Annotated in this window: 35 protein-coding genes; 3 read left to right on the top strand and 32 right to left on the bottom strand. The window is 69.9% G+C overall.

Translation table 11 applies throughout. The features are described 5' to 3' along the window. Positions 1-13: 13 nt before the first annotated feature. On the top strand, positions 14-313 hold the full coding sequence (locus tag AMETH_RS31300) for a hypothetical protein (RefSeq protein WP_017985175.1): 300 nt from the start codon (positions 14-16) through the stop codon (positions 311-313). On the opposite strand, the gene AMETH_RS31305 is transcribed toward AMETH_RS31300, so the two are convergent. Genes AMETH_RS31305 through AMETH_RS31315 form a run of 3 tightly spaced genes read right to left on the bottom strand, consistent with a single transcriptional unit; the run spans position 283 to position 2,029 of the window. Beyond that, complete coding sequence (locus AMETH_RS31305; protein WP_017985176.1) at positions 283-1,173, bottom strand: helix-turn-helix domain-containing protein; 891 nt, start codon at positions 1,171-1,173, stop codon at positions 283-285. The genes AMETH_RS31300 and AMETH_RS31305 overlap by 31 nt on opposite strands. Then, the gene (locus tag AMETH_RS31310; RefSeq protein ID WP_017985177.1) at positions 1,170-1,703 is read right to left on the bottom strand and encodes a DUF6879 family protein; all 534 of its coding nucleotides are present in this window, start codon (positions 1,701-1,703) and stop codon (positions 1,170-1,172) included. The genes AMETH_RS31305 and AMETH_RS31310 overlap by 4 nt, the downstream gene beginning before the upstream one ends. Next, on the bottom strand, positions 1,700-2,029 hold the full coding sequence (locus AMETH_RS31315) for a hypothetical protein (protein ID WP_038532549.1): 330 nt from the start codon (positions 2,027-2,029) through the stop codon (positions 1,700-1,702). The genes AMETH_RS31310 and AMETH_RS31315 overlap by 4 nt, the downstream gene beginning before the upstream one ends. 224 nt (positions 2,030-2,253) lie before the next feature. Between AMETH_RS31315 and AMETH_RS38340 the strand changes: the two genes are divergently transcribed. Further along, a complete protein-coding gene (locus AMETH_RS38340) occupies positions 2,254-2,412 on the top strand; it encodes a hypothetical protein (protein WP_017985179.1) in 159 nt (52 codons plus the stop codon). Positions 2,413-2,836: 424 nt separating this feature from the next. Here the strand turns inward: AMETH_RS38340 and AMETH_RS31325 are convergent, their stop codons facing one another. The 3 genes from AMETH_RS31325 to AMETH_RS31335 form a co-directional block, all read right to left on the bottom strand. Beyond that, entirely contained in the window at positions 2,837-3,034 is a 198-nt protein-coding gene (locus AMETH_RS31325; protein WP_017985181.1) for a helix-turn-helix domain-containing protein, read from the bottom strand. A 369-nt stretch (positions 3,035-3,403) separates the two neighbouring features. Then, complete coding sequence (locus AMETH_RS31330; protein WP_017985182.1) at positions 3,404-3,598, bottom strand: hypothetical protein; 195 nt, start codon at positions 3,596-3,598, stop codon at positions 3,404-3,406. Positions 3,599-3,695: 97 nt separating this feature from the next. Beyond that, positions 3,696-3,890 (bottom strand): hypothetical protein, encoded by a 195-nt coding sequence (locus AMETH_RS31335; protein WP_017985183.1) that lies wholly within the window; start codon positions 3,888-3,890, stop codon positions 3,696-3,698. Positions 3,891-3,995: 105 nt separating this feature from the next. Here AMETH_RS31335 and AMETH_RS31340 point away from each other — a divergent pair, with 105 nt between their 5' ends. After that, a complete protein-coding gene (locus tag AMETH_RS31340) occupies positions 3,996-4,187 on the top strand; it encodes a hypothetical protein (RefSeq protein WP_017985184.1) in 192 nt (63 codons plus the stop codon). 94 nt (positions 4,188-4,281) lie between these two features. On the opposite strand, the gene AMETH_RS36180 is transcribed toward AMETH_RS31340, so the two are convergent. The 26 genes from AMETH_RS36180 to AMETH_RS31470 all read right to left on the bottom strand — a co-directional run bounded on the left by AMETH_RS36180 (position 4,282) and on the right by AMETH_RS31470 (position 23,898). Further along, positions 4,282-5,067: a hypothetical protein gene (locus AMETH_RS36180; protein WP_017985185.1), complete on the bottom strand. Its 786-nt coding sequence runs from the start codon at positions 5,065-5,067 to the stop codon at positions 4,282-4,284. A 459-nt stretch (positions 5,068-5,526) separates the two neighbouring features. Then, positions 5,527-5,703, bottom strand: a complete 177-nt coding sequence (locus AMETH_RS38345; RefSeq protein ID WP_017985186.1) for a hypothetical protein — start codon at positions 5,701-5,703, stop codon at positions 5,527-5,529. Between the two features lie 14 nt (positions 5,704-5,717). Continuing rightward, the gene (locus AMETH_RS36185; protein WP_017985187.1) at positions 5,718-6,419 is read right to left on the bottom strand and encodes a peptidoglycan-binding domain-containing protein; all 702 of its coding nucleotides are present in this window, start codon (positions 6,417-6,419) and stop codon (positions 5,718-5,720) included. Beyond that, positions 6,419-6,562 carry a hypothetical protein gene (locus tag AMETH_RS38350; RefSeq protein ID WP_017985188.1) on the bottom strand — a complete coding sequence of 48 codons (144 nt, stop codon included), beginning with the start codon at positions 6,560-6,562 and terminating at the stop codon, positions 6,419-6,421. Before AMETH_RS38350 ends, AMETH_RS36185 begins: the two co-directional genes overlap by 1 nt. 44 nt (positions 6,563-6,606) lie before the next feature. Further along, on the bottom strand, positions 6,607-6,966 hold the full coding sequence (locus AMETH_RS31365; RefSeq protein WP_017985189.1) for a hypothetical protein: 360 nt from the start codon (positions 6,964-6,966) through the stop codon (positions 6,607-6,609). 34 nt (positions 6,967-7,000) lie between these two features. Then, positions 7,001-7,297 (bottom strand): hypothetical protein, encoded by a 297-nt coding sequence (locus AMETH_RS31370; protein ID WP_017985190.1) that lies wholly within the window; start codon positions 7,295-7,297, stop codon positions 7,001-7,003. 22 nt (positions 7,298-7,319) lie between these two features. Further along, positions 7,320-7,841: a hypothetical protein gene (locus tag AMETH_RS31375; RefSeq protein ID WP_017985191.1), complete on the bottom strand. Its 522-nt coding sequence runs from the start codon at positions 7,839-7,841 to the stop codon at positions 7,320-7,322. Further along, positions 7,838-10,606 carry a hypothetical protein gene (locus AMETH_RS31380; RefSeq protein ID WP_017985192.1) on the bottom strand — a complete coding sequence of 923 codons (2,769 nt, stop codon included), beginning with the start codon at positions 10,604-10,606 and terminating at the stop codon, positions 7,838-7,840. Before AMETH_RS31380 ends, AMETH_RS31375 begins: the two co-directional genes overlap by 4 nt. Further along, positions 10,606-12,777, bottom strand: coding sequence for a phage tail protein (locus AMETH_RS31385; RefSeq protein WP_017985193.1), 2,172 nt, complete (start codon positions 12,775-12,777; stop codon positions 10,606-10,608). The genes AMETH_RS31380 and AMETH_RS31385 overlap by 1 nt, the downstream gene beginning before the upstream one ends. A gap of 147 nt (positions 12,778-12,924) precedes the next feature. Then, positions 12,925-13,347, bottom strand: a complete 423-nt coding sequence (locus AMETH_RS31390; protein WP_017985194.1) for a hypothetical protein — start codon at positions 13,345-13,347, stop codon at positions 12,925-12,927. Between the two features lie 3 nt (positions 13,348-13,350). Further along, entirely contained in the window at positions 13,351-13,842 is a 492-nt protein-coding gene (locus AMETH_RS31395; protein WP_017985195.1) for a hypothetical protein, read from the bottom strand. Then, positions 13,842-14,252, bottom strand: a complete 411-nt coding sequence (locus tag AMETH_RS31400; RefSeq protein WP_017985196.1) for a phage tail tube protein — start codon at positions 14,250-14,252, stop codon at positions 13,842-13,844. The genes AMETH_RS31395 and AMETH_RS31400 overlap by 1 nt, the downstream gene beginning before the upstream one ends. A gap of 15 nt (positions 14,253-14,267) precedes the next feature. After that, positions 14,268-15,002, bottom strand: coding sequence for a hypothetical protein (locus AMETH_RS31405; protein ID WP_017985197.1), 735 nt, complete (start codon positions 15,000-15,002; stop codon positions 14,268-14,270). Continuing rightward, a complete protein-coding gene (locus AMETH_RS31410; RefSeq protein WP_223842984.1) occupies positions 15,002-15,412 on the bottom strand; it encodes a hypothetical protein in 411 nt (136 codons plus the stop codon). The genes AMETH_RS31405 and AMETH_RS31410 overlap by 1 nt, the downstream gene beginning before the upstream one ends. Before the next feature lie 10 nt (positions 15,413-15,422). Next, entirely contained in the window at positions 15,423-16,019 is a 597-nt protein-coding gene (locus AMETH_RS31415) for a head-tail connector protein (protein WP_017985199.1), read from the bottom strand. A gap of 6 nt (positions 16,020-16,025) precedes the next feature. Further along, positions 16,026-16,367 carry a hypothetical protein gene (locus tag AMETH_RS31420; protein ID WP_156131755.1) on the bottom strand — a complete coding sequence of 114 codons (342 nt, stop codon included), beginning with the start codon at positions 16,365-16,367 and terminating at the stop codon, positions 16,026-16,028. An 80-nt stretch (positions 16,368-16,447) separates the two neighbouring features. Beyond that, on the bottom strand, positions 16,448-17,680 hold the full coding sequence (locus tag AMETH_RS31425) for a phage major capsid protein (RefSeq protein WP_017985201.1): 1,233 nt from the start codon (positions 17,678-17,680) through the stop codon (positions 16,448-16,450). Positions 17,681-17,682: 2 nt separating this feature from the next. Beyond that, positions 17,683-18,474, bottom strand: coding sequence for an HK97 family phage prohead protease (locus tag AMETH_RS36190; protein WP_017985202.1), 792 nt, complete (start codon positions 18,472-18,474; stop codon positions 17,683-17,685). Beyond that, the gene (locus AMETH_RS31435) at positions 18,443-19,726 is read right to left on the bottom strand and encodes a phage portal protein (protein ID WP_017985203.1); all 1,284 of its coding nucleotides are present in this window, start codon (positions 19,724-19,726) and stop codon (positions 18,443-18,445) included. The genes AMETH_RS36190 and AMETH_RS31435 overlap by 32 nt, the downstream gene beginning before the upstream one ends. Then, on the bottom strand, positions 19,723-19,944 hold the full coding sequence (locus AMETH_RS31440) for a hypothetical protein (protein WP_017985204.1): 222 nt from the start codon (positions 19,942-19,944) through the stop codon (positions 19,723-19,725). The genes AMETH_RS31435 and AMETH_RS31440 overlap by 4 nt, the downstream gene beginning before the upstream one ends. Positions 19,945-19,957: 13 nt before the next feature. Beyond that, positions 19,958-21,505 (bottom strand): hypothetical protein, encoded by a 1,548-nt coding sequence (locus AMETH_RS31445; protein ID WP_017985205.1) that lies wholly within the window; start codon positions 21,503-21,505, stop codon positions 19,958-19,960. Then, positions 21,453-21,875: a hypothetical protein gene (locus AMETH_RS31450; RefSeq protein WP_017985206.1), complete on the bottom strand. Its 423-nt coding sequence runs from the start codon at positions 21,873-21,875 to the stop codon at positions 21,453-21,455. The genes AMETH_RS31445 and AMETH_RS31450 overlap by 53 nt, the downstream gene beginning before the upstream one ends. Positions 21,876-22,179: 304 nt before the next feature. Further along, on the bottom strand, positions 22,180-22,650 hold the full coding sequence (locus AMETH_RS31455; protein ID WP_017985207.1) for an AAA family ATPase: 471 nt from the start codon (positions 22,648-22,650) through the stop codon (positions 22,180-22,182). A 3-nt stretch (positions 22,651-22,653) separates the two neighbouring features. Beyond that, on the bottom strand, positions 22,654-22,923 hold the full coding sequence (locus AMETH_RS31460) for an HNH endonuclease (RefSeq protein ID WP_223842985.1): 270 nt from the start codon (positions 22,921-22,923) through the stop codon (positions 22,654-22,656). Positions 22,924-23,095: 172 nt separating this feature from the next. Then, complete coding sequence (locus AMETH_RS31465) at positions 23,096-23,365, bottom strand: hypothetical protein (RefSeq protein WP_017985209.1); 270 nt, start codon at positions 23,363-23,365, stop codon at positions 23,096-23,098. A 155-nt stretch (positions 23,366-23,520) separates the two neighbouring features. Further along, positions 23,521-23,898: a hypothetical protein gene (locus tag AMETH_RS31470; protein WP_017985210.1), complete on the bottom strand. Its 378-nt coding sequence runs from the start codon at positions 23,896-23,898 to the stop codon at positions 23,521-23,523. Positions 23,899-24,033 lie beyond the last annotated feature (135 nt).

The raw sequence follows: 24,033 nt of genomic DNA on the forward strand, positions 1-24,033 counted from the left end.
GCATGGAGACGCGATGACCGATGAGCTGATCGCCCGGGTACGCCGCGAGCTCCGGATGTGGGGCGTACCGACGAGCAGTGTGCTGGAACAGGCCGCGCAGGCCATCGCGCGCGCGGTGTCACCGCTGGAGGTCACCCCGCAGGTGTACCTCGTCGTCAAGCCGGTCGGCGGCATCGTCAGCGCGCACCTCGACGCCGGCCACGCTCACCGCGAAGCGGGGGCGATGCGGGCCGTTGTGGCTGCGGTGCCGATCGTGGGGGACTACCGGGAGAACGGACCGGATCAGGGGGCGCGCTCGAGCGTCCGCCGGTAGTCGGCCGACACGGTGAGCAAGATGGCCCGCGCCTCGTCGTCGTGCTTGGCGCGGTGCCACAGCTCGTCGAAGAGGCCTGAGTAGAACGCGACGTCGGCGCGGTCCCGGGTGGTGACCTCCGTGTGGAGCAGCTCGATGTTGATGAGGTCGTCGAGGATCCAGAAGCCGTGCAGCGGTGCGACCGGCAGGGGCTGCCCCAGCGGCAGGATGCGGAGCTGAACGGAGCGCATCCCGAACAGCGCGAGTAGCCGGTCGATCTGGCCGGTCATCACCTCGGCCCACTCCGGGTAGTCGTCCTCGCCGACCCACGGCGGCGGGTAGCGCAGCCCGGCCTCGCTGATCAGGAGCTGAATATCCTTGGCGGGGTCGTACATGATGGCCTGGCGCTGCATCCGCGCCGCCGCGGCCTCCTGCGGGTCCCGGTCGGTTTTGCGCAGCTTTGCCAGCGCGCGGAACACGCTCAGGGCGTAGGCGAACGTCTGCGCGGGCCCAGGCACCAGCGCGGTCTCGAACACGCGGATGCTCCGGGCCGCGCGCTCGATCGCGCCGAAGTCGGCCTGCAGCTGGCCGTGTCCCTGGCGGGTGCGGTTCTTCCATCGCGCCTCGTCGAGCCGCAGCGCACGTAGCTCGGCGAACAGCTCGTCGCGTTCCGCGGCCTCCAGCCCGCACTGATCGGCCCACTTCTGCAGTTCGCCGCCGTTCGGGCTGTCGGTGATCCGCTGCTGGCCGAGCTCGATGCGCGACACCTTCGACTGCTGCCAGCCGAGCGCGGCAGCGAATCCCTGACCGGAGTAGCCGGCGGCCACCCGGTACTCGCGCAGGCGGCCGCCGAACTCCTTCCGGCGATCTTCTATGGTCACGGGCTCCTCGCGGTCGCGTACTGGCTCTCGGCGTGCGCGGTGGCCACGGACCATACCCGGTCCCGCCACCGACGATGATCAGCTACCACGCGCGGATCCTCGGTCACCTCGGCCCCGAGAACCCCGTTCTCGTCGAACCGCATGATCGCGACCCGCGCGTCGTCGAACAGGTAGAAATCGTGCTCGGGCATCTCGCCCAGCGCCCGCGCGTCGCTCTCGCTGATCCAGCGGATGTCCTCGCCAGCCGCGACGTTGAGCGGGGTGACGGTGAACATCCACCGCAGGTACTCCGTCGGTGGCTCGGTCACCATGCGGACGCGCTCAAGGGTCTTGCCCTCGCTACGAAACTGCCGGACCCGGGCGAGCCAACGGTCCAGGAACCCGTTGTACGGCCGGCCTTCCTGCCACTGCCGGAACGGCTCGCGTTCGCCAGGCTCGTGGTAGGTGCCCTGGCACTCCCACCGCCACATGCTGTGCCGGAACCCGGTGAAGAGGGCGGCGAACTCCTCGCCGCGGTTGACCCACGTCATCGCGTCGCCGTGGTCGTCGCTTTCGCGGCCAGCTCGCGCAGGACCTCCTCGAGCTTGGCTGCAGAGTCGGGATCGATGGTGAATCCAGGCCGGTCGGCGTCGGCGAACGGCAGCTGCTCGAGCGCCTGCAGCGCGATGAACGGCAGCAGCTCGCGCGGCACCTCGACGGCCGACTCGTGCGCCGGCAAGCCGCGCTCCCGCAGGGCGGCGAGCGCTTCCGGGTCAGTGACGGTCGTGCCCTGCACAACGAGCGTGCCGCGCTCGGTGGCCCACAGGTTCGGGCACCCGGTGTCGTTCGAGCTGGTGCCGATCAGTCCCATGCGCATAGCTACTCCTTAGGTCGGTGTGCCCGTCACATGGTTCTCGCAATTCCGACCAGTGGCCAGGGTCCGCACGAGTGATCGTAGCCCGCTCGCCCTGCACATCACGCCATGCCCGTTACTCCGATCGTGTTTGATTGCGCAAACTATGCGATCTATTGCTTGAGCTATGCGATTCGATGCGTCAGCCTGGGGAGCGTGGAAGGTTCCAGGGCGGAGCGGGAGAGGTCATGAGCGCGGCAGACGACGAGCCAGCAGAGCTGTGGGCGCGGAAGCCAGCCAACCGCGGGGAGCACAGCTACTTCGAACGCCACGACGGCACCATCGTGCTGCACGACGGCACGGAGCTCCCGCCGGAGCCACCCGGCGGCGATCGGGGTACCCGGTGAGCCGCCGCCCGCCAGCCCGGAATCGGGGCGTCATCCTGATCCTGTCGATCTTCCTGGTGCTCGCGATCGCGAACGCGATCGCAGTTACCCAAGGGTGGTACTGCCAGTGTCGACCGTGACCACAGCTGCCGCACTGATCCTCGCCCGCCTACGGCCAGGAGTCGCCGGCGAGACGCGCCGCGAGGTCCACCTGTTCCCGCAAGACAGCTGCACCGCGCTCTGCGGCGCCACCTTCCCGACGAGCGACCTTGAGCGCCTCGACGGGTTCCACGGGATGCCGTGCGTGCGGTGCCTCGCCAGGGCGCCTGGCGGTCGAGGCCTGGCGATTCGGTGACGGCCTGAGCTGCCGGCCGGTGCGGGGCGCTACCTCTCCCGAAGGTCCCCCGACCCCCGCACCGGCCGGTTCCCACACGTCGGGCCGCGTCTACTCCCCGCTGCTTTCGCGCTGTCGGATCTCCGCGATCTGCCGACGCACGTCCTCAACGTTCCACCGCCGATGGCCACGTAGCGTCGTCTCCGTCGGGACAAGCAGCCCCTGCCGCACGTAGCGATTCAGCGTGCCGCGGCTGATGCCGAGGACCTCCGCGAGCTCGCCAGTGGTGAGGAGCCGCCGATTGATCATGAACCGATTGAACCGCTTGGATCGTTCGGCTGGGTGATCGGTAGACCGTTCAAACCGAATGGATCGAATAGACCGTTTGACCCGTTTGGCGGAGTGAAACGGCGGTCTCGGATGGCAGCATGAGCGCCGAGCCCGCCCGACGACTCCCCATGTCCCAGTCCCGGGCGGGCTCGCCCCCAGAACTGCCAGCTGCGGCGGCTGGCAGGGAGCCCCGACCGCGCGTGGATCTGCAGCCGCTCAAACACGTCGCGGCCGGGGCTCCACCCCAAGCCCGTCCTGGCCTGCGCACCTCCCGCGGGCCAGCCGGAAGCAGAGCCCCGGTCTGCCATCGCCCCCTCGCGGCGGACCGGGGCTCTGTCGCTCGCAGGGTCAGCCGCCGCGCTGCTCGTCGAGTGCGACGAGCTGCTTGCACAGTCGCACCCCCTCCGCGACGTCAGGCGAGTCGAGTGGGGCGCCGGCGCCGACCTTCAGGGCGGCGTCCTCGCGCAGCCGGGCCAGCGCCTTCTGGCCGTCGTCCAGCCACTGCAGGACGCTCCTGGGCGGCTTGGGTCGTTCGTACGTCATGGTGGGCTCCTTCGATGAGAAAGCCGGTCCGGAGCTTCCCCCTCCGGACCGGCGCGAGCCCGACGTTAGAACAGGTGTTCGTCGAACGCAAGTTCGACTACTGGTCGTCGTCGACCCGCTCCACCTCGCCATCCCAGGCGCGGCCGGAGGCGAGGTGCAGCCACGCCGCGAACGCGGCCGGGTAGTCGGCCGGCGGGATCTGGTGCGCGTCGACGTAGTGATCGAAGTCGGCGAAGTCGCCGCGGTGGCAGCCCGGACAGCGCACCTCGGCGGCCGGGAACTCGTCGTCCATCCATCCAGGATCGCGCCGCGCGGCGCACCGCGCTGGCGGGGAAGTTGTCCACAGGCGCTCGAACGGGTCTGTCGGACCGCGCGGTGGTGTGCCAGCGTCGAGGACATGGACAAGACGCCCCAGCTGCGCCCGCTGCCGCCGACCGAGCCGGTCGGCCGCTCGCTCGATGTCAACCGCGTCCTGCTCGCGCTCGCCCTCGCCGAGTTCGACTGCGCCCCGGACGAGAAGCCCGGCCTGCAACGGGCGCAGACCGAGGTGCGCCAGCTCGCTGGCATCCCGGACGCCCACCCCGTCTGATGGCGCAGCTGCGATCAACGCGCGAAAACGGCCCCCGTGACGCCTCGTCGGCGAGCACGGGGGCCGTTGGTCTTCGAGTTGCTGCTGTCCCGGCTTAGGGGGCCGGAACGGGGCGCGACGCCTCGGTGAGCACCTCCTCCGGGTACAGGTTCACTTCGCCGTAGAGCTGGTGCTGCGTTTTCTGCGGTCGAATACCGCGGCTGCGGCAGATCTGGCTGGCCCTCTTCCCGAGCGCGCGGGTGGCGCCGGTCGAGGTGGGCAGGCCCATCTTCCGGGAGTAGCCGAGAGCGGAGTACCAGTTGTGCTTGCCCTCGATGCCGTCGAGGCGGCTCTCCACTGCGGTCAGCCGCTCGCGCTGTCGCACCTGCTCGACCTCGATCTTGCCGACGCGGCGGATTGTGTCGATCTGCTGCCGCGCCCACTCAGGCAGCTCGGCGAGATCGGACTCGATCGCCTCGGCCTGCTCAGTCCGCGCCGCGAAGTACGCCTGCGCGTCGGCCACCTCGGGTTTGTTCGGGTCGCCGTTCATCGCCACGAGGTAGGCGGCCTGCCGGGACAGCTCGTAATCCTCGCCGCCGTTGGGCGCGAATCGCCCGCCGGCCGCCCGGTGCTGCGATGCCATAATTGGTGTGACCTGCGCGAACTCGCGCGAAACATCCATCCCCGTGTTGCTCGCCGTCTGCATCGCTCGCGCGATAGCCGGCTGGAGGTTCTGCCAACGGGCGTAACCCATGAGGCCCTGGAGATGCCGCGCGGACCAGTACTCGGTGCCGTCGGCCCGGGTCTGCTTGATCCGGTCGAACGGCGACGTGGAGTCGTGTCCGGGGTCACGATCGCGTGACGCGGCTTCCAGGGAGTTTTCAGCGTTGATAGGGTCCATCGGTCGCCAAGGTCCTTTCTGTGATGGCGGCCACGGCTCCGGCAGCTGGCACTGCGCGGAACCCCGAGAGTCGGCCCGGGCTGTAGGAAGCAGCCCGGGCCTTCTCATTGGTACCGAACCTTACACCGCTTCTCCGGCATGTCGAGCCCTACCCGCATCATTCGCTCGTGTGTGCCCACAAATGTCTGCTGAAGTCCACACAAGTCCACGTGCGAGAGCGTCCGAAGAGTGTCTGCGCTGGTCACGATGATGAAGTGTCGCGATTAGCCGCTATTAGTCGCGGATAGTCGTGGTGGGCCGCGATAAGTCTCAAGAGACTAGAAGAGTTCCCGAGAGTTTTAGAGAGGAATAAACTGCAACAGATAACAACCGGCAGCAACGGACAGCAACAGGCCGCAACACACAGCAACCCCAACGGGTCCGGGCGGCCACTACGCCCCCGGACCCGTTGGGCGCTGTTCAGCCGATCGGCTTGTTCGGTACGCGCCACACGCCGTAGACCGTGCCGGCGGCGAGCGCGAGCGCGGACGCGACGGTGCCGTACTCGCTCCAGTCCAGGACGTTGTCCGCCAGGATCGGGCCGACGGCTGTGCACAGGCCGCCGATGGCGGCGACGATCGCCTTCAGTGCGTGCATGGTGGGGATTCCTCTCAGTAGCCGAGCGCGGCCCACGTGCGCGGGCCCACGATCCCGTCGACGGCCAGCCCGGACCGCCGCTGGAACTCCTTGACGACCGCCTCGGTCTTGGCGCCGAACACCCCGTCGACCGTCAGCTTCGAGTAGGCCGGGTAGCCGCGGTTGAGGGTCTGCTGCAGCTGGGTCACCGCGGCCCCGGTCGAGCCGCGCCGGATGGTCGGCTTGCTCGAGCTCCCGCCCGTCGACGGCGGCGGCGCCGGGGCGGCCGGGCCGCCGCCCGCGATGCCCCACCCGGCGCGGTCGTCGTAGGCGCCGCTCTGGGTCAGGCTCACGTGCACGTGGCTCGTGTGCGGGTTCGAGCCGGTGTAGACCTTCCAGCCCGAGAAGTCGGGCTTCGTGATCCTGCGGTTGAAGATCACGTACCCGCCGTTGGTGAGCCGGTGGTCGCCGGTGCGGCCGTCGTGGCCCGTGAGGCCGCGCTGCCGCAGGTACTCCGCGAGCCACCCGGCGTCGATGCCGTCGACGTCGATGTCCACCGCGCGCACCACGCCCAGGCCGTCCTCGCGGTCGATGACCCACGGGTTGTGGTCGGAGGAGCGGGAGGCGTGCGCGGCATCGCCGATCGTGCCGTCGCTGGTCTTGTCGCGGTTCGGCCACCTGGTGTTGACCTCGTTGCGGAGGTCCACCAGGGCGTAGGCCAGGCGCCAGGCCACCATCAGGCCTCACTCCCCTCGGGCTCGTCCGCGGGACGGCCGGTGTCGGCGGGCGCGTCGGCGTCCTCGCCGGCGTAGGCCCAGGGGTCCTCGTGGGTCTCCTCGCCCGCGGTCACGGCCGCGGGCTCATCGTCCGGAGTGGACATACCAGTTTCCTTCCCTGAGCCGGATCCACGGTGGATCCGGGCGCCTACTTGCCGAGCGCGATGACCGCGATGACGACGCCGGCGAGGGCGATGAGCGCCGAGACGGCGGCGATCCAAGTGCCAACGCTCCATCGGCGCCCGGCGATCGCGCGGTCTGCGTCGGCCCGGACGGCGGCGATCGCGCTGGCGGCCTCCGCACGTGCCGCAGCGACGGCCTGCTCGGCCTCGGCGCGGGCCTCCCGGATCGCGCGGTCTTGCTGGTCGGCGCGCATCTCGAGCTTGGCGACCCTCACGGCGTGGTCGCCGACCGTGTCTCGGATCTGGGCGGCGAAACTGTCGAACGAGCGCTGCAGCTCGCCGAGCCGCTCGCGGATGTACTCCCAGGCTTCGCCGGGCTGCGTCACTCCTCCTGCCCTCCTCCTCGTCGTCGGGGCGGGATCAGGTGGTGGTGATGTTGTAGGCGTGCGCGTCGCCCTCGGGCACGTCCTGGAAGTCGCCGCGCTGGATCTCCTCGTCGTAGAAGAACTCGCGGTTGAAGACGTTGATGTCGACCGGAATCCAAGCGCCGGTGGGCACGCTGCGGGCGCCGCTGCTGTTCGGGTACATGGTGAGGGTGCCGTCACCGTTGTCCACGACGGGAAAGTCGGTGTTGGCCTGGATCTCAGCGAAGTTCGATCCCGTCCACTGCGTGATCTTGCCGACCTTGGGGGACTTGGTGACGTTGCGAACCGGCATGGTGCTGCCGCTCCTTTCGGGGTTACGGTTTCTCCCACGCCACCCAGAACTTGCACACACCCTCGATGGTGTTGCCGACCAAGTTCTGGGCGACCAGCGAGTTCTGCCACGTGCTCACGCGCAGGATGTCGCCGTTGTTGAGGCGCCAACCGAACGAGCCCTTGAGCGAGGTGACGTCGCCCTGGGTGTTGAACGGCTGGTTGTCGTAGGCCAGCGAGTTGGGGTTGGTGGGCACGCCAGTGTTGTTCCGGGTGAGCGTGGCCACCCGCTTCCCGCCGGTATTGGCGTTCTGCGAGTAGTGGATCTCGAACCCGCCGGTGTAGTAGCCGTCTTTCCGGATGGTGATCCGGGTCGGGTTGGCGGGGTCCCACATGGACAGACCAAGCGGGCTGGTCCAGTTCTCGGAGAAGGTGGTCCACGTGACGTCGGTGTCGGCCTTGTCCGCGATCGTCAGCGTGGCGTTCATGATGAGCGTGCACGCCGGCTTGTCGCTGTCGGCGTTGAGCCTGTCGGCGGTGACGTCCTCGCCCGCGAGCCAGCTCATACCTTGACACCTCCAGCAACGATGGCGGGGCGCGCGAGCTGGACGGCGGCGCCGGCCGCGTGGGACTTGGTGATGCCGTTGACCGAGCGGATGACGGTGAACGTCTGGGTGTTCGTGGTGCCGCTGATCGCGGTGACCCGCATTTCTTCGCCGCCGACCTTGATCCGGATCGGGAACTCCGCGCCGTAGGTTGCCGAGTCGATCCACCGCGCACTGCCGGCCGCGGTCACGACCGTGAACGTGGTGGCCGTCGCGGTGATCGCGGTCGCGAGTGTGCTGTTGGTGGCGTCGGCCTTCACGCCTACCCCGCCCACGGTGGCGGTGTCCCAGGCCGCGCCCGGTCGGCAGTTGAACGTGAACGAGTGCTCGAACGGCTTCAGGGTCTCGGTGTAGCCGAGGATGAGCAGGTCGATCAGGTCCGGCTTGAAGTTGGCGATGGTGATCCGGTCGGCGATGTTGGCGTCGCGCACCTGGGCGCACAGCGTGGTGTTCGCCGCCACGCGGGGGTTGGCGAGGTTGATCGACACGGTGGGGTACCGGGGCGACTCGTCGGTTCCCAGGTGCAGCCGCCAGGCGGCGATGTCCTTGGCGATCGAGTCCACCCAGACGTTGAACTCCTCGGACGCGTCGTAGGTCCCGACGCCGCCCTCCTGCGGTGGCTTGGTCGACAGCCGCCCGGTGGTCTTGGTCAACCGGTAGGAGGAGCCGTTGGTGCGGGTGGCGGTGAAGTCGTTGACGAGCGCCTGGTCGTCGTTGACCGGGGCGGGCACGTCGGACAGCTGCCCGGCGGTGTAGTCGAAGGCGATCCGCACGTCCTGGTGCAGCAACGACGGGTAGGTGCGGTAGGTGCCATCGATCGAGCCGCGGTTCTCGTAGAACACGCCGTTGTCCGCCCGGGCGACATCCTCCAGCAGGTCCAGGAACACCTTCGGCCGCTGTGGCCCGAGCTTGGTCCACACCTCGGTCTGTCCGAACGCACCACGGTAGGAGCCCAGATAGAACCCGTTCTCCACCGACAGGCGGCCCGCGCGGGTGTAGGCCTCCTCGCCGTTGTAGGCGGCCAGCTGCTGGGCGAAGTCGAACAGGTCGGTCACCGCCGGCTGCACCGCGACGTGCCCGATCCCGACACCGGCGACGTCCATGTCCGGTCCGATGTAGACGTCGGTGACCCGGCCAAGGGTGCGGCCGTTGACCGTGCCCGGCCCGCCGGTTAGCCCGACCCCGGCGCCCGGTTCAAGGGTGGCGATCCGCCAGCGGATGTTGCCGCCCTGCTGGGACAGGTCGATCTGCAGCAGCACGTTCTTGTCGACCATGTTGAAGCCGATCGCGCCACTGTCGCCGACGTAGACGACGGCGCGGTCGAACCACATCAGCTTGAGCGCGCCGCCGGTGTGCCAGGTCAGCCGCCACCGGGAGATGTCGCCGGAGGTGTGGATCGTGGCGAGCGCCTCGCCGTCGGCCAGGCCGGTGGCTGGGAAGGAGACCAGGAACCGGACCATGCCTGCGCCGGACGGGTACGAGGGCACGACGCCCCACAGCGTGCCGTTGTTCAGGGCCAGCATGTCTGCCGAGCAGGCGAACTCGCCGTTCGACGCGAAATTGATCTTGCCCTGGGTGATCTGCATCGGGTCGACGCCGTCGATCGCCGAAGCGGCCGAGGTGGCTTCCCGGCCGTCCTCGCACGGCCAGTACGCCACGGGCGCGTTCGTCTCGGCCTGCAGGTACGCGCGCTTGAGCGTGGACAGCACCGGGGTGGCGCCCTGCTGCAGCCGCCGGAACACCCCGGCGGCCTCGACGTCGGCCCACCGGTTGTGGTCGGAGCGGTCGTTGCGTGGCGTGATCGAGGCGATCTCGCCGAAGAACCGCGGCGAACGCACGTCCAGGTCGTCGTAGTCGAAGGTGACCGGAACGTTGGTGTTGCCGCCTGCCACGCCCGAGCGGATGCCGACCGATCCGGCGGCCTGCGGCATGGCCTCGCTCTGCACGTAGCCGAGCCAGTCGTACGGCTCGGGCGTGCCGGCCACCCAGGCCTTGAACCGGACCTGCTGGCCCTCCAGTAGCACCCGCATCCGCACGTCCTGGGTCGTGGGTGCGAGCGTGATGCCGGTGCCCAGGTCGGTGAGCAGGTTGGTCTCCGCGCCCGCTTTGACGTATCGGACGCCGATCCGGTATTCGCCGGTCGGGGACACCAGGGCCCGCAGCATGATGTAGTTGCCCAGGTCGGCGAACCGCATCAGCAGATTCAGCGGCTCCAGGTTGGCGCCGGTCACCGTGGTGACCGGCACGTGCACTGTCGCGGCGATGTCGACGTCGCGCTGCTGGAACCCCGCCAGCCACGACATCCGGTACTGGCCCGCGCCAGTCAGGATGTGGTGGCCCTTGCCGCCGTTCTCGGGGAAGTCGGGCAGCCCGTTGCCGCCGTTCCAGGCATGCAGCCAGGTCTGCCCGGTGTCGGTCTGGGCCCACCCGTTGGCATTGGTCCGGCTGAACGTCGAGCGGGCGGTGCGCACGCCGACACGCACCGGCGTGTTACGCCCGAGCACGCCGTAGTAGGGCGAGCCGGCGTAGTCCGGGTCGTACTGCTGGTTGTCGTTGCGCAGCCGGAACCGGCACTGCGCTGCGGTGGCCAGCTTGGAGGACTCGTTGGCCCGGGGCTTGCTGATCTGCACGCCCTGGGCGACCATCACGTCGCCGGAGACGTCGATCCAGTTGCCGGACAGGAACAGCTCGGTGCGCACGTCGAGCGGGTCGGTGGGAAAGGCCATCACGCCGCCCCGTTTCCGAGGACCAGCTGCACGTTGCCTCCCTCTTTCCGGATGGCGTTGCGAAGGATTTCCAGCAGCAGTTCGTCGAGCCGGGTGCCGGCCGAGTCGATGACGACGACGGCCTGGCCCCCGCCGCCGCCCGCGGCGAACCCGCCGACGGCGCTGCTCGCGGCGGCGGCCGCGGTGGTGGCCGCGCTGGCCGCGGCGGGCCGCGGGAGCGCGGCCGCGGCGACCTCTTCGGAGGCGGCGGCGACCCGGTCGACCATGCTGGACAGGCCGTTGATCGCGCCCAGCCCGACCATTTCCATCGCCCATTCGGCCTCTTTGGACGGTGAGGCGATGCCGAGGAAGCCGAGCACGGCGTCCCAGGCGTTCTTGACGATGCCGAGCAGCTTGTCCTTGATCGCGCCTGCGAAGTTGCCGATGCCGTTGATCAGGCCGCGCACGAGGTCGCCGCCCGCGTTCCACAGCAGGCTCCCGAGGCTGCCCAGGGCGCCGAGGATCATGCCGGGCAGGCCGCGGACCCAGTTCACCAGGTCGTTGAACCGCTGGATCGCCCAGTCCCGGGCCTGCCCGATCCACCCGCCGATCAATCCGGGCAGCTGGCCGAACCAGCTGAGTATCCCGCGGATCACGCCGACCGCGGTGCCGATCGCGTTCTGGACCCAGCTGAACGCCGCAGGCACGGCGGACACCAACCAGGACACCGCACCGGCCAGGCCACCGAGGATCGCGCCGGCGAACCCGGCCAGCCAGCCGATAATGGCGCCGATCGCCGGGGCCAGCAGGTTGATCAGCCACTCGGCGAACTGGGCTACCAGCAACAGCAGCGGCGTGAGCGCGACGACGAGCTCGCCGAGCGGGACGAGCAGCTGCACCAGCGGGGGCAGCAGCGCCACCGCCGCGGCAATGATCGCGCCGAGCACCGGCTGCAGCGCTTGCAGCACGGTCAGCACCGCGGTGCCGAGGATCATGGCGAACTGCCCGATCATCGGGATCAGCGGCACGATCGCGCCAGCCAGCTCGGACAACGCGTCCGCGGCGAACTGGGAGACCAGCATCGCGATCTCGCCCACGATCGGCAGCAAGTCACCGATCGCCGGGGCGAGCGCCCCGGCCAGCTGCGCCGCGATGTCGGCGAGCACCGGCACCAGCGGCATGATCGGGCTGAGCAGCGACACGAACGCCGGCACCAGCGGCGTCACCGCGTCCAGGATCTGCGTCAGCGCAGGGATCACGCTGCTGACCAGGACCTCTCCGAGGCTGGTGAAGATCTGGGTGATCGCGGGGCCCGCAGCCTGCAGCACCCGGCCGAAGGCCTCCGCGAGCGGACCGAGAGCCGTAGCCACGCCCGCGAGCACCGGGCCAAGGGACTGAATCACCGGGATCAGCGCGCCGACGAGGCCATCGAGCAGCGTCGTGATCACCGGCATGATCGCTTCGAGGATCGGGCCGCCAGCCTGCGCGAGCGCGCCGAGCAGCGACCCGAGCAACGAGAGGATGTCCGGCAGCGCCGTTCCGACCGCGGTCAGCGCCTGGCCCACCGCGCCGGCCGCCGGGGCGAGGTTGGCCACCAGCTGGCCGACGCCGGCGCCCGCGCCCGCCAGGAGGTCGGCTAGTCCGTCGAACACCGGTCCGGCCGACTGAACCGCGGTGAGCAGCCCGGGCATGGCCTGCACGGCGAAGCCGGTCACGCCCTCGGTCAGGGTGGTCAGGTAGGGGCCGATGGCGCCGAAGACCTGCCGGATCGCGGGCAGCAGCTGCTGGAAGGTCTGGCCTAGCTGCCCGGCGATGCCGACGAACGTGGGCACCAGCGGCGCCGCCGCGTCGGTCAGGCTGGACTGCACCTGGTCGCCAAGCGTCGAGAACGCGCTGACGACCTGGGTGTTCTCCTTGAGCGCCATCGCGCCGAGCCCGGCGAAGGCCAACGGCACGCCACCGAGCGCGGCACTCGCGGCCAGCGCCGAGGCGGCCGAGGCGGCCCCGAACACGGTGAACGCCTTGGACAGTCCCAGGACCCCGGAGATGTTGTCCCGGGCCATGTTCGAGGTGCTCTCGCCCGCCACCCGCATCACTGCCGCGGTGGCCAGCGCCTCGCGCCGGATCTCGCCGAACACCTTCGACACACCGTCGCGGCCGAGGATGTTGAACAGCAGGGAGGTGTCCGCCATGACACCCCCCTCGGGCCGCTATTCAGGTGTTGTGCTTGGCACGACTGCGAATCAGGTCTTCGATGTAGTCACAGGCGCTGGTCAGCTCCTGGACGGTGAGCAGCTCGCGTTGCTCCCACGGCCGAATGTTCAGCTCGGCCGAGATCGCTAGGGCGTACTTTTCGCGCCGCTGCTCGAGGGGGCTTTTCCCGCCGCGCTCTCCGGCGCCTTGGCGATCTGGGCGTCGATCGCCGAGAGGATGTACGCGCGCTGGCTGTCGTCGAGACCGGGCGCGGACGCGGCCGCCTCGCGCATCTTCTCCAGCTCGGGCGCCTCGAACTCCACGGTCAGCTCACCGACGGTGAAGTCGACGTCCTCGAGCTTGAGCGTGGGGTGTGTCAGCTTCTGCAGGTGCCACAGCAGCACCCGCCGTGCCTTCGCCCCGCCCTTGAGCAGCATCACCTGGAACTCGTCCCAGGTCAGCGGGTGCATCCGGGCCTCGATCGCCTCGGCATCGGCGGCGCGGACCTTGGCCGGATCCCAGGTCCAGCTCTGTGTTTCCTGCCCCTGCGGGGTGTAGGTGACCAGCAACGTTCACACCTTCCCGGCGAGTCGGTCCGCCGTCTTCTTCATCGCGTCGACGACCGCGCGTCGGAAGTCGTTGCGGCGGCCGGCCAACGTCTCGTCGAACCAGCCCGGTTTGCCGCGCTGGTGCACTTCCTGCCCGGTGTTGAACACCTTGTGCCTCCACCCTTTGGCGGAGTTGAACCGGCGCGGTGCGTGCCGGAAACCGCGCACGTTCGGGGTTTCCCGCGCCACCACCCGCGCGCCGACCGCGGGTCCGGAGGTCTTGGCGACCACCTGGATCTTCTGCCCGATCGCCGACCGGATCGACCGCCCCGCGTGCCCCTGCGAGGTGACCGAGCGGATTGCCTGGCGCGTGGCCTGCCGAGCTGGCTGTGCGGCGGCGCGGATGTCGCGCATCAGGTCCCGGCGCAGCGCCTTGCCGTTCTCCTCGGTGCGCAGCGCCCGCGCCAGCTCCTTCAGCCGCCTTTCCGGGCCGGACAGGTCCAGCTCGGCTGGCATCAGGACACGACGCGGGAGACCGCGCCCGATGTCGGGAACTCGACGTCGACCTCGGCCACGTTGCCGACGTCACCGGCGATCGGCTTCCAGGACTTGATCAGCACGGTGCCGGTGTAGCCGGGGTTGGAGGCGCCGCGGGCGGCGTTGGACAGCCGCACCTCGAACGGCACCAGCGTGCCGAACAGCGGCCACATGATCGAGTCGAGCCCGGCCGCGGCGACGTCCTGCTTGAGCGTCACCGACAGGCTGCCTTCCTTGAGGCCGCCCAGGACCTCTTTCCAGCCACCGCTGCCGAAGGTGGTCACGTCCTCGTCGGCGACCTCCGCGGTCAGCTCGATCTTGGACGCGTTGTTCGAGAGGTCGTTGGCGTTGAGCGACAGGAAGGCCGCCAGCAGGACCATCTTGGCCATGAGCGAGTGCCCCTTTCAGGCGATACCGAGTGCGACGACGAACAGGAACGACGGCGCGGTTCCAGCAACGGTCCACTTCGGACGGAACCACGTGTCGGTGAGCGGGCCGGGCACGCGGAGGATCTGCCCGCCCCGGGCGGTGGCGGCCGCGAACGTGAGCCGGTCGGTGGGGGCGGCGAACCCCGACGCGGTGTCGGACTCGATCGCCACGGTCAGCGACGGCGTGGCGGTCCCGGCGACCGACAGCACGTGCAGCGCGGCGTACAGCTGCTTGCCGGCGGGCACCGCGCCGAGCTGCGTGCCGACTCCGGTTCCGGAAGCAGTGCGTGCGGTGCCGGGCGGGTGCGCAACCTGACCGCGCACGAGCGGCCAGCTCGAGTTGGCTTTGCCGCTCCAGGGCGCCATGCTGCCGACTTCGCCACCGAGCGCGTAGGACCCGGTTAGCGCGTTGGTGAAGTACGCCAGGTCGCCGACGTTCGCGCCGGCCGGGCCCGCGCTCCACGGCCCGAGACCGCCGAGCGCGGTCCACTGAGCGTCGTCCACCATCGACAGGTCACCGGCTTCCCAGAATCCCTCCGCGGTGATCTCGGTCGCCGCCAGCCCGGCCTTGACTTCCTTCCAGCCGCCGCTGCCGAAAGTGGTCGCGTCCTCGTCGGCGACCTCGGCGGAGATCTCCAGCTTGTTGCTGGCGCCGGTGAGGTCCGCGCCGCCGGTGAACAGGCGGACGTTGGTCAGAACGAACTTGCCCATCAGGCCCCCGATCCGATGACGTGGACGGACAGCTGTGCGCCGAAGAACTGGGATGTGCCGTGCTCGTAGAGCCCGTAGCCGAACACCCGCGTCACGCGGGAGTCATCGCACGCGCCGCCGAGGGTGCGGTCGGATTGCAGCGCCGCCTTGAGCGAACGGGGCCCACCGCCGGTGAGGTATTGGTCGAGCTTGGCCTGGGCCTGCTTGTCGGTGGCGTGGGAGACCAGCACCCGGCAGGTGGCGGTCAGCTCGTCCAGCCCGCGGCCGAACGCCCGGTCGAAATCGATCTCGTACTCGGCCACGAAGAACATGGGCGGGGTGACCGAGTCCGGGGTGTAGGGCAGGCAGATCAGCCCGGTGATCGCCTTCGCGTTGGCGGCCAGCCCCGACCGCACGGCCTCGATATCCACTCCGTGCCCCCTACGCGATGCCGATGAGGATCAGGTGCTGGATCAGCGCCTGGACGTCGGGGTCCACCCGCGACAGCCGGATCAGGCCCCACTCGGCCGAGCCCATGACGCCCTCGGGCGAGTCCTTGCGCCGGAACAGCCGAGCGGCCTGCAGCAGCGCCGCCGAGACCACCTCGTCGGGCACCGCGGGCCAGCCCCACCGCGCGGTGATCCGCACCCAGCGCGTGCCCCACTCGCCGGAATCCCGCAGCAGCCCGGTCACCGGCTCGTTGTCCAGCAGCGCGTTCTCCGGCACCACGGCGTAGTCGGCGACCGCGGTCCACGGCCCGGTCCTGCTGTCGGCGCTCTCGACGATGAGGCCGGCAGCGTCGCCGATGTCGGGCAGGAGCAGCGTGTCACCGTCGTCCTCGCACACCAGCCGCCCGAGGGTCCGGAACTCGCGCCGCACCGGGGCGGGGTCGAGGTAGAACCGGCGCCCGGTGGTGCGGTCGATCGCGCGCGAGGCGGCGGTGTGCGCCTGCTGTACCAGGTTGTCCTGGGTCGTGTCATCGGCGGGGATGCTCAGCGAGGCCTTGAGCTGCGCCAGGGTGCCGTACTCGTTGGCCACGGGTGATCAGCCGCGGGTCTCGGGCTTGGCCGCGCGACCGCCACCCCGGGAGCGCCGGGCGGCCTTCTCCGGCTTGGAGTCGGCGTCGGCCGGCTGTGCAGCCGCGGAAGCCTCGTCGTCGGCTGCCCGCGTGACCTCGTCGTCCTGTGGCACGTCGTCCTCCTTGTCGGCGGCCTGCTCGGCCTGATCGACCGGTTCGGTCGGAAGCTGGGTGCGCTCGTCCTTGATGAGCTCGGCGCGCACGCCGTCGGCCCACTTGACGGCTTCCTCCTCCGGCAGTTCGATCTCGGATCCAGGCGCCCACGAGAACTCGGTGCCGGACACGCCCTGCAGCACGCGAATGCGCACTCGATCCACGGTTTCCTCCCGTGCGGTGGTGGGGGCCGGTGGGGCCGGAGCGGTGTCCGGCCCCACCGGGGGAAGGGGAATCAGGTAGCCGGGTGCGCGTAGGCGCGGATGGCCGCGGCGTCGTCGGGCTTGCCGTCGAGCCGGGCGAACCCGAGGAAGCCGACCTGCAGGAAGTCCGCGTAGCGCTCGGTCAGGCGCAGCGTCTGCACGTCGAGCACCTGGCGGACGATGTAGCCGGCCGCGATGTCGCCGAACACGATCGACTTGGCGCTCGCCGCGGGGACGGGCATCTTGTTGTCGATCGTGTAGGGGAACCCGTTGATGGTGGACGGGAACCCGGGCGCCGGTACCGGCACCCACAGCGGCCGGTTGTCGGCGTCCTTGAGCTTGCGGATCATCTTCAGCGCCGAGTCGCTGAGCAGGTAGCGGGCGTTCGTGCGGTACGCCGGGTCGACGGAGTGCTCGAGGTCGACCAGGTCGTCGTAGATGATGCTGGTGACCTGGCCGGCAGCGCCGGTCTTGCCCACCGTGATGTTGGTGGTGATGCCCTCCGGCTGGTTGGTTCCGGTACCGGTCGCCAGGTGCCCAGCGACGGCGCGGCCGATGCGCTCGCCCAGCTTCCGCGGCAGCCAGACGTTGATGTCGAACGCCGAATCCTGCAGCAGCTGCAGCGACACCCGCACCAGCTTGGACGTGTAGGTGTGCGCGAGCAGCTTCCGCTGCCCCAGCACCACATCCTGCTCGGTGACCTGGGTGTTCTCGCCGAGGATCGCGCCCTCGTTGCCGGTGTCGTCGTTCGTCGGCCACGGCAGGTCGTTGCCCGTCGAGGTCGTGATGACGGTCGCGACGTTGAGCAGGCCGCCGAAGGCCTTCATCGTCTCGCTCATCACGGCCCGGAAACCTTCCGGCACCAGGTAGCCGCCGGCGGTGTCGGTGGACACGCCCTGCGCCCGCAGCTCGGAGAAGTTCTCCATCAGCAGCTGGCGCTGCTCGCCGGACAGGCGGTCCATGCCGCCGCGCATGTAGCGCTCGAACGCCTCGCTGTACCGCTGCGCGGCCTCGTCCCCTCCGCCGACCGGGGCGCCAGAGCTGGTCACGACCTGGGACCGGTCGACGGTCTCCAGCTGCGCGAAGCGCTCCAGGCGCTCGATGTCGCCGGACACCTCGGTCAGGCGCGTCTCGGCCTGGTCCCAGTTGGCCCGCTCCTCGGCGGTGAGGTCGCGGTTCTCGGCCGCTGCAGCGTCGCGGATGTCGCACATCCGCTTCCACACCGTGTTCTGCTCCTCGATGAGCCGCTTGAGCTGTTCGCTCACGATCAGTTGTCCTTCCTCAGGGGCAGCCCGTACCGGGCCGCGTAGGCGGTCAGCAGGTCGCTGGGGGACAACCGAGTGGTCTCGCCCGGCTCGGTGCCGTCCGCGCGAGTGGTCTCGCCCGGCTCGCGTTCGACGACCTTCAGCAGGTCGAGCAGCTCGGGTTTGTACGCCGCGCGACGTTCGATCGCCACGGGGTCGCCGCGGTGCGCCAGGGCGGCCGCGACCGAGTTGAGCTCGGCCTGAGTCTCTTCGTAGGCGGGGAATGTCACCGCCGACACTTCGATCAGCCGCACCTCCAGGATGCGGCGCACGTCCACTTCGAACGGCTCGTCGTAGCCGTCGACGTCGACCTCTTCGGTGGCCCACTCGTCCTTGACCACGTAGAAACCGAACGACATGCCGGTGATGTTCTTGTTGCGCACGTTGGCTTTCAGATCGCGCACATAGGACAGTTCCGTGTCCAGGGCGGAGTCCACCGGCAAGCCCTTGTCGTCCTGGGACAGGTTCAGCGTGCCTGCCGACACCCGAGACACCACGTAGTAGGAGTCGTGGTCGATGAGGAACCGGGCGTCGCCCTCGGCCAGCGTCTTGGTGAACGCGCCCGGCGCGATCTCCTCGTAGAACCCCCACCGCAGCGGGTTGCCGATCGCCGTGCGGGAGTTGAACACCGCCGCGTAGCCGCGGAACCGCTCGCCGCCCTCGACGTCGGCGTCAGCCCGGATCGACACACCAGCGGTGGCCAGCGGCAACCGCCGCCGTTCCTCAGCTGTCGCCCGCGTCAGGATCGTCGTCATCGTCCACACCCTCGCTACTGGTCGAGTCGGGTTCGGATTGGTCGTTGGGATCGCTGCCCAGCGGCGCCATGTTCAGCGGCTGCAAATAGACGTCGCCGCCCTCGATCGGCGGCATGTTCTCCTTGCCGCGTATGTCGTTCGCGCTCATCGCACCCACTTCGCGCATCACGCGGTAGAACTCCGCCCGCGCCTTGGAGTCGCCGCGCAACAGGCCCTCGACGTTGTACTCGGCGTAATCCTCCGGCGCGGTCGGCCAGATCAGCTCCTTGGTGATGCGCTGCTCGGTCGGCACCAGCCACACCGGGTGCAGGTCGAACTGCACGAAGCCCAGCGCCTGCTGCTCCAGCCCGGTGCCCCACGATGTCGACTTCTCGGTCTCCATCAGCAGGAACAGCGGCACGCCGAACATCCGCGCGACCTCGACCACCTGGAACCGGCGCGACTCCAGAAACTGTGCGTCGCGAAACGGCATCGTGATCGGCTGGAACGAAGCCCCAGAGTCCAGCACCGCGATGTCGTAGGCGGCCTCAGCGCCGGAGTGCTTGGCCTTCCACTGCCGCTTCAGCACCTCGGCCTGGTCAGGGTTGAGCCGCTGCTCGGTCTGCAGCACCCCGGAGAGCATGGCGCCCTGGCCGAAGAACTTCGCCCCGGACTTCTCCGCGGCGAGCGCCAGGCCCACGCCCTGCGCCGCGGCCCGGATCGGGGAGACCCCGCACACCCCGTCGTAACCCAGCCCAGGAATGTGCAGGACCTCGCGCGAGGTGAGCGGGTGCTGCCGCCCCTGGTCGTCGGTGACCTGGAAGATCTTGCCGCCGGGCAGCGCGTCGGTGGGCCTGACCCGGTCGACCTGCACGCGGTCAGGCCGGATCGGCCACAGCTCGACGACCTCGCCAGCGCGGTTGCGGACCTTCTGCAGGTAGGCGTTGCCCCACAGCACGCGATGCACATAGGACAGCCGCCACAGCTCGTACGCAGTCAGCTCCGGGTGGGGATCCCGGAGCAGCCGCGGGGTGGTGCGCGCGCGGGTGCTCTCCCGGTAGCTGTGCAGCGGCAGCGCCGCCGACACCGAGGAGATCAGCGACACCGACCGCCACACCGCCGGCATGTGCAGCGCGGTCAGCTCCGACACCGGCACGCCAGCGTCGGAGCTCGCGCCCGTCATCCAGTTCAGCAGCGACGTCGACGTCAGCGGAACGGCCGGGTTCTCGACGCTGCGGGTGATCGCCCGCGCGACGGCGCGACCGAGCGTCATCCGTCACCCCGTGCCTTCTCGGCCCGCCACGCGCTGCGCGCCGCTCCGAGCGCGGCTCCGATCGCCCCCGCCAGCGGCGAGCCCTTGCGCTGCGGCCGCAGGTTGGCCCAGACCACCAGCAGAAGCCCGGCGCCGAGCAGCGCCAACGGCGGCCACAGCAGGTACAGGAACGCCACGACGAGCGCGTAACCGACCGCCTCGACCAGGTTGCTCAGCACTGCGCGCCCCTTCTCACCAGATGTTCGGCGGACCCTCGTCCGCCGTGATCACGTCGATACGGGCCAGGAAGGCCCACCGCGCCAACGTCACCGTCACCAGCGGGCTGATGTCGGAGTCGGCGGTCTTGCGCGCCCACGCGTAGGCGTCACCCAACGGCCGCGGCTTCGCGCCGGCGACCGCCGTGTTGAGCTGCGACTGGTCGATGTGCCGCAGCGTCCCCTGCGTCACCGCGTCGACCAGGTGCCCGCACGCGGCCGCCACCTCGCTGGAGGTCGGGATCGCCAGCTGCCCGCGCTTGGGCTCCGACGGGTCCTCCGGCACGGTGATGCCGACCTTCTTCAGGTCCAGCAGCAGCGACCCCGCCGGCCCCTTCACATCCAGCGCGATCGCGACCGGGTTCCACCGCGCGACGAGCTCCACCAGCCGCTGCACAACCCAGTCGGTGCCCGGCCGGCGGTCAATGAGCTCGACGTGGCCCAGCCCGTCCGCCCGCGGCGAGTAGAGGCCGATCGATGCCCAGTCCCGCTTGGGGGTCACGTCGATCGCGAAGGCGACGTCCTCGCCGGCCTGCGAGGTCACGTCTACGCACCCGGCCGGCGCCGGGGTGCTCCACCGCTGGTAGTCCAGCGGGCCGCCCTCGGTGGCCGGCGGTGCCGGCCAGATCCCCAGCCGCTCCCGCGCGAACCCGCGCGGGCTCATCGACTCCAGCTCGTCCTCGACGAAGTCCTCGGAGATCCGGATGCCGTAGGCCGGGTTGGTGGCCGTCCACAGCTCCCGGTCGGAGAGGTCGATGCCCTCGAGGTTGTCCAGGTCGCCCTCGGCGCCCCAGTCCCGGTATCCCAGGCGGCCGCTGCGGCCCTCAAGTGCCCGCTTGCGGACCCGGAAGAGGATCTCTCCGCTGTAGGAGCTCAGCGGCGGGCTGGAGGTGTAGATGATCTGCGGGCCCGGCACCTCCATCGAGCGGGCCGACATCGTGGGCAGCAGCGCCTCGTGCTGCTCGTCGGTGTAGGCGAACGTCTCGTCGATGATGTTCAGGTCGCCGGTGAAGCCACGGCCGGAGGCCTTGCTGCGGGCGATGAACTTGATCTCCTGGCCGGTGTCGAGCCGCTCGAAACCCTCCTCGCCGTTGGTGTTGGAGATCTTGATCAGGATGCCGTCGACGTCGACCAGGTTCTCGTTGTCGCCGACCTGCTCGCCGAGGTTCCTGATCAGCCGCTTCAGGCGCCGGAACGCCCGCAGCGCGGTCTTGTACTCGTGCGCACTGAAGATGATCAGCGCCTCCCCGAGCAGGAAGAACCCGGCCAGGATGCGGCCCTCGAGGATGCCGCCTTTGCCGTTCTGCCGTCCGACCAGCTCGGCGTATTCGAAGCACGCCCACTTGCCATCCGGCCGCACACCGAGGATGTGCGTCAGGGCCTGCTGCTGCCAGAAGTCCAGTTCTTGCCCGGCCCGCCGACACAGCTCGATCGCCTCGGCGCCGATGCTGTAGACGTAGGGCGGGATCAGCTCAAGGCGTGGCCTCAGCGCGCCTTTCGGCGATTCGGGCGGTGATGTCGGCAATGCCCGCCCCCTTCACCCCTCCTGTCGCCGGTGTTGCACCGGACGTCGCCGAGCCGGTCCGTCCCGGCCGCCCGCGGCCGCGGGACGCGCCGCCCTGCCGCAGTTCGCTCACCAGCTGTTTGAACGCCACCGCCTGCTGCCGGGCCTCCTTGAGCACCCCGGTCACCACGACCACGAACGTCCGCCCGTCCTCCAGCGGGTCGAGCTCCAACCACGGCCCGTCGCCGTGCAGCTGGGCGTCGAGCTTGTCGAGCCGGTCCGCCAGGCGACAGGCCTCCAGCAGCACGGCCTGCTCCAGCGGCGCGAGCTTGCCGTCCTGCAGCCCTGCGGCCCACAGCTGCCGGCCGCGCGGAGCGAGCCCGGAAGGCACCTCGGGGGCGGTGTTACCCGGCTCCGGAGGAGCCGCGGCCGGAGGCGGCGAAACCGTCTCTCCGGCCGGTTGTGACGTCACCGCTTTGCATCGCCCTGGAACGCATAAGCCGTGGTCACCGCGCTTGTGAGCCCTGTAACGACGCTGCCGTTCCGCCCCCGAGTCCGCCATCGCTCCTCCGTGCTCACTCCTGCCCACATTCGGGCCTCCGGGGGGAGAGAAGGGCAGGTGGGCGCGGAGTTGCCCTCGCGCCCGCGCTCAAGATCGGGAGCCCCCTCCCCCGCCGATCGTCCGTCCACGGTGGTCACCAGGTGCGGGAGGTCCGGACCGGTGTCGTCGCGGCCGCGGGGCCGGGGTCGGCGTCAACCGCGCACGGCCGGTACCGCGCGTACCAGCTACGAATGGCGGCCGCCGTGCCCTCCGGACGGGCGTCGGCGTGGGCACGACGCATGCACTCGGCGGCACCTGGGTTGAGCACGTGCACCGCCGTCGCGCGCAGCTGGTGAGCCAGCGCCAGGCGCTGCGCCGGAGCGGGCACCGAGCGCACGACGTAGGCGGTGATCGCCTCGGCCCGCGCGATGCGCGCGATCTCGTCGAGCATCACCTGCTCGGCCCGCTGCGCGATGACCTCGTCGTGGCCCCAGCGCACCGGGCTCCCGAGCCGCTGCGCTATCGCGTCCCGGTCGAGCACCAGGTCGCCGGGGTTGGCCAAGGCCTGCGCCAGGGTGGACTTGCCGGCACATGGTGGCCCGGCGATCAGCACCACCGTGCGCATGAGCTACCAGCTCCGGGAGGTCTTGATCGCAGGCTGGTAAGTCACGTCCGCTCCCCGTTGGCTGTTGCACCTGCGATGCGCGGGCCGTGCGTTGTCCAGGGAGTCCGGCCCGCCCAGCGAGCGCGGCACGATGTGGTCGACCGTGAACGACATCGGGTGTTCGTGGTGCAGCGCCAGGTTGATCGGGTGACCGCAGATTCCGCAGGTGCAGCGGCCGGCCTGCACGCACAGGTCCCGCACCCGCGCGCAGACCAGCCGCCACACACTCGGCACCGGGCACCCTCCTCCGCTGCCCGTCGCCACGCACGCGAAAGCCCCGATCGGCAGGGGGTCCGATCGGGGCTTTCGCGTTCTGGGCACACTGCGCCTAAGTGACGTCAGTATGCGTGATGATCACCGGTGGTCGTCAACAGGGGGCGCGTCGCGCGTGTCGCGGCGTTCGGGCTCAGCGGCCGGCCGACGTCGTTCCGTCGGTCTCGCGCCATGCGCCAGCATCATGACCGGCGGCGGCGAGGGCGTCGTAGACGTTGCGGCGGGTCAGTCCCGCCGCTTCGGCGAGCTGGGCGCCGGTGGCCCCGGCCAGCTTGGCAGTGACGAGCTCCTCGTTTCGCTTCGCGCGGACCCGGTCGGCCAAGGCCTCGATCCGGGCCAGCTGCGCGGCCCGCTTGCGGACCTGCTCGAGCTCGGGCGGTGGAGGTGTGGGCTTGCGCGGCATGACGTGCTCCCGGTTATCCTGGCGTCGGAGTTTCTTCCACTCGGCCCCGGTGTGCTGTGCAAGAGCCGCCGGGGCATTTTCGTGGCCCGCTACAGAGGGAAGGGTCCGGGGTGGAGCGCCGGGGCGGCGGCTGGGTGCCGCCGCCCCGGGTTGGTTCATCCGATGATGGAGCCGAGGTGCTTGGCGTCGAGACGCCCGCGCACCACCCGCACCGTGCAGCCGAACTTGAACCGGACATCAGCCCGGTTGTTCACGCCCCGCCAGTTGTACCGGTCCGAGACGGTGGTGGCCCGGGCCCTGATGGTCTGGGCGGTCCACTGCTCGAACTCGGCGTTGTCCTGGACGTGGGCCTGGACGGTGATGGTGTTGCCCGCCACCGCGACCACGAGGATCACGGTCGAGGGCATCCGGCCCTCGTGCTGGTCGACCTTGAGGTCGCTCAAGATCCGACCGGCCACCCGGTAGAGGTCCTCGCCAGCACTTTCGTGATAGCGGACCCCGTAGAACCGGTCATCGGCGAACTTGTCGTCCATCCGGAGTTCCTTCCACTCTGTAGTTATCCCCCGGCGGGTGGTGCAAGCACCCGGTCCCGGGGGCCGCCCCGTTCGGGACTTCTTAATTATGTACCCCCGGGACTCACTATCGCAAGTGGATAGTGTGTGGTGCGG

The sequence above is a fragment of the Amycolatopsis methanolica 239 genome (assembly GCF_000739085.1).
In the GTDB taxonomy this organism is placed as follows: domain Bacteria; phylum Actinomycetota; class Actinomycetes; order Mycobacteriales; family Pseudonocardiaceae; genus Amycolatopsis_E; species Amycolatopsis_E methanolica.